Below are 3,053 nucleotides of genomic sequence, written 5' to 3'. Positions count from 1 at the left end.
TTCTCTCGGGCTTTCCTCCGGGCGCTTCCCTTCGGTCTTGCGTTTCCGACTCTATCAGATCGTTTTCCGATCCGATTTCCTCGGTGCTTTCCAGGTTCCCGCTTTCGCGTTTCCCTTTCCGGCAGTTCCGACTCTATCAGATCCTTTCGGGCCTGATTCCCAGTCAGCGGGAGTTGTCTTCGCGGCTGTTGGGCCGTTCCGACGAGTGAGACTTTAGCGGATTCCTGGCTCCCGAGCTAATCGGGGGCTGCGTCCATTCGAACGCGGATTCCTCATTCTGCGAATGCGCACACCAATGGCACGACGATGGATCGCCGATTGTCGGTGTTTACCTGCGGAATGGCTGTCCGGGGACCGACCGGAGTCGGCGCTCACGTCGGACAACCCGGAGAACACTACGGACGGGTCCAGGGTGTGTCAACTCCCTGCCGGACCTGGCCCCCGCCGCGTAGCCTGACCCCTATGACTACGCGTACGTGTCACCAGCAGTGGTGGGCCGCCTGACGGCGGCCGCGCTCACGTACGCACTCGACGGCCGCCGCCTCCCGGCGGCCGTTCTCGTATCTCCCTCCAGGGCGGCCGGCCGGTGGTGGTGGTCCTGACCAGGAGGATGAGAGATGACGCGGGTCTTCAGCGGGATCAAGCCGACCGGGCATCTGACGCTCGGGAACTACCTGGGCGCCGTTCGGCAGTGGGCCGAGGTCGCTCAGCACCGGACGGACGCCTTGTTCTGTGTAGTCGACATGCACGCGCTGACCGTGGACCACGATCCGGCGCGGGTACGCAGGCTCAGTCGGCAGGCAGCGACGCTGCTACTGGCGTCCGGGCTGGATCCGGAGCTGTGCACCGTCTTCGTGCAGAGTCAGGTCGACGAGCACGCGCGGCTGTCGTACGTACTGGAGTGTGTGGCCACCGACGGTGAGGCGCGGCGGATGATCCAGTACAAGGAGAAAGCCGCGCGGGAGCGGGAACGGGGTGGGAGCGTCCGGCTGTCGCTGCTGACGTATCCGGTGCTGATGGCGGCGGACATCCTGGCGTACGGGACGGACGAGGTGCCCGTCGGCGACGACCAGACGCAGCACGTGGAGCTGGCGCGGGATCTGGCGGTGCGGTTCAACCAGCGGTACGGGCAGGCGTTCGTGGTGCCGCGGGCGACGCATCCCAAGGTCGGGGCCAGGGTCATGAACCTGCAGGAGCCGACGTCGAAGATGGGGAAGACGGACGACGCGGGGCCGGGCATCGTCTATCTGCTGGACGAGCCGGATGTGGTGCGCAAGAAGATCATGCGGGCGGTGACGGACAGCGGGCGCGAGGTCGTCTACGACCGGGTGGCGCGGCCGGGGCTCGCCAATCTGCTGGACATCCTCGCCGCCTGTGAAGGTGGGAACCCCGAGGACCTGAGCGGTGTATATGAGTCGTACGGAGCTTTGAAGAAGGACACCGCAGAGGCCGTGGTCGAGCTCCTCAGGCCCGTACAGCAGAGGCACAAGGAGTTGTGCGCCGATCCTGCGTACGTGGAAGAGGTGTTGCGGTTGGGTGCGGCGAAGGCCAGAGAGATGGCGCGGCCGAGGGTGGACGCGGCGTACCGGGCGATCGGGTTGCTGGCCGGTTGACCGCCGTGCCGGGGGGTGTGACGGCGGGGTCCCGCCCCCGGCGCTGCGGCTCGGGCGGCCGACGCGGTCAGCTGTTGCCGGAGGCCAGTTCGCGGCTGCGGTCGCGGGCGGCTTCCAGCGCGGCGATCAACGCGGCTCGTACGCCGTGGTTCTCGAGTTCACGGATGGCGCTGATCGTGGTGCCTGCCGGGGAGGTGACGTTCTCGCGGAGTTTGACGGGATGTTCGCCGCTGTCGCGGAGCATCGTGGCGGCGCCGATGGCGGACTGGACGATGAGGTCGTGCGCCTTGTCGCGGGGCAGGCCGAGCAGGATGCCCGCGTCGGTCATGGCCTCGACCAAGTAGAAGAAGTACGCCGGGCCCGAGCCGGAGAGGGCGGTGCAGGCGTCCTGCTGGGACTCGGGGACGCGGAGGGTCTTGCCGACAGCGCCGAAGATCTCTTCGGCGTGCGCGAGATCGGCCTCACTCGCGTGACTGCCGGCGGAGATGACGGACATGGCCTCGTCGACGAGGGCGGGCGTGTTCGTCATGACACGGACGACAGGGGTGCCCGCTGCCAGGCGCTCCTCGAAGAAGGAGGTGGGGATGCCTGCCGCTCCGCTGATGACCAGGCGGTCGGCGGGGGTGTGCGGGGCGAGTTCGTCGAGCAGGGCGGCCATGTCCTGGGGCTTGACCGTCAGGATCAGCGTGTCGGCGGTCTTCGCGGCCTCCGCGTTGGTGACCGGGGTGACGCCGTAACGGGTGCGGAGTTCTTCGGCGCGCTCGGCGCGGCGGGCGGTGACCAGGAGGTCGGCGGGGGCCCAGCCGGCTCGGATCATGCCGCTGAGCAGGGCCTCGCCGATCTTTCCGGTGCCGAGGACTGCGACTTTCTGGGTCATGGTGCGGGTGCCCTCCGAGGGTGCGTCGTCCTGGGGCCATCCTCCCATCGGGGGTGCGGGTTCGGATGACGTGTCCGGTGAGCGGGATACGGCGCACGGAGGCACGGAGGGGTTACCTCGTCCGGCGCCTCAGGGTGGCCGCTCCCAGGGCCAGGACCAGGAGGGCGCAGCCGGCGACGATCGCGACGTCCCGGATGAAGGTGGCCGTCATGTCGGTGTGGAGGAGGACCTCGTTCATGCCGTCGACGGCGTAGGACATGGGGAGGACGTCGGAGATCGCTTCGAGGGCGGGGTGCATGTCGGCGCGGGCGGTGAACAGGCCGCAGAGAAGGAGCTGGGGGAAGATCACGGCCGGCATGAACTGGACGGCCTGGAACTCGGAGGAGGCGAAGGCCGAGACGAAGAGGCCGAGGGCGGTGCCGAGAAGCGCGTCGAGGAGGGCGACGAGGAGCAGCAGCCAGGGTGAGCCGGTGACGTCCAGGTCGAGGAACCATACGGCCAGGCCGGTGGCGAGGGCGGACTGGATGATCGCCAGGGTGCCGAAGGCGAGGGCGTAGCCGGCG

At 68.4% G+C, this 3,053-nt stretch carries 3 protein-coding genes; 1 reads left to right on the top strand and 2 read right to left on the bottom strand.

The genetic code is table 11. The features are described 5' to 3' along the window. The first annotated feature begins 617 nt into the window (after positions 1 to 617). Positions 618 to 1,613, top strand: coding sequence for a tryptophan--tRNA ligase (gene trpS / locus AOK15_RS38770; protein WP_055523611.1), 996 nt, complete (start codon positions 618 to 620; stop codon positions 1,611 to 1,613). A 67-nt stretch (positions 1,614 to 1,680) separates the two neighbouring features. Here the strand turns inward: trpS and proC are convergent, their stop codons facing one another. Both proC and AOK15_RS38760 read right to left on the bottom strand, forming a co-directional pair. Next, complete coding sequence (gene proC / locus AOK15_RS38765) at positions 1,681 to 2,490, bottom strand: pyrroline-5-carboxylate reductase (protein ID WP_055523612.1); 810 nt, start codon at positions 2,488 to 2,490, stop codon at positions 1,681 to 1,683. 112 nt (positions 2,491 to 2,602) lie between these two features. Continuing rightward, positions 2,603 to 3,053, bottom strand: a 451-nt coding sequence (locus AOK15_RS38760) for an ABC transporter permease (RefSeq protein WP_157870503.1), incomplete at its 5' end; no start/stop codon positions are given.

Source organism: Streptomyces ossamyceticus, assembly GCF_001418475.1.
Lineage (GTDB): Bacteria > Actinomycetota > Actinomycetes > Streptomycetales > Streptomycetaceae > Streptomyces > Streptomyces ossamyceticus.
Note: the sequence above shows the minus strand (reverse complement) of the source record. Positions and strands in the feature narration are given on the sequence as shown.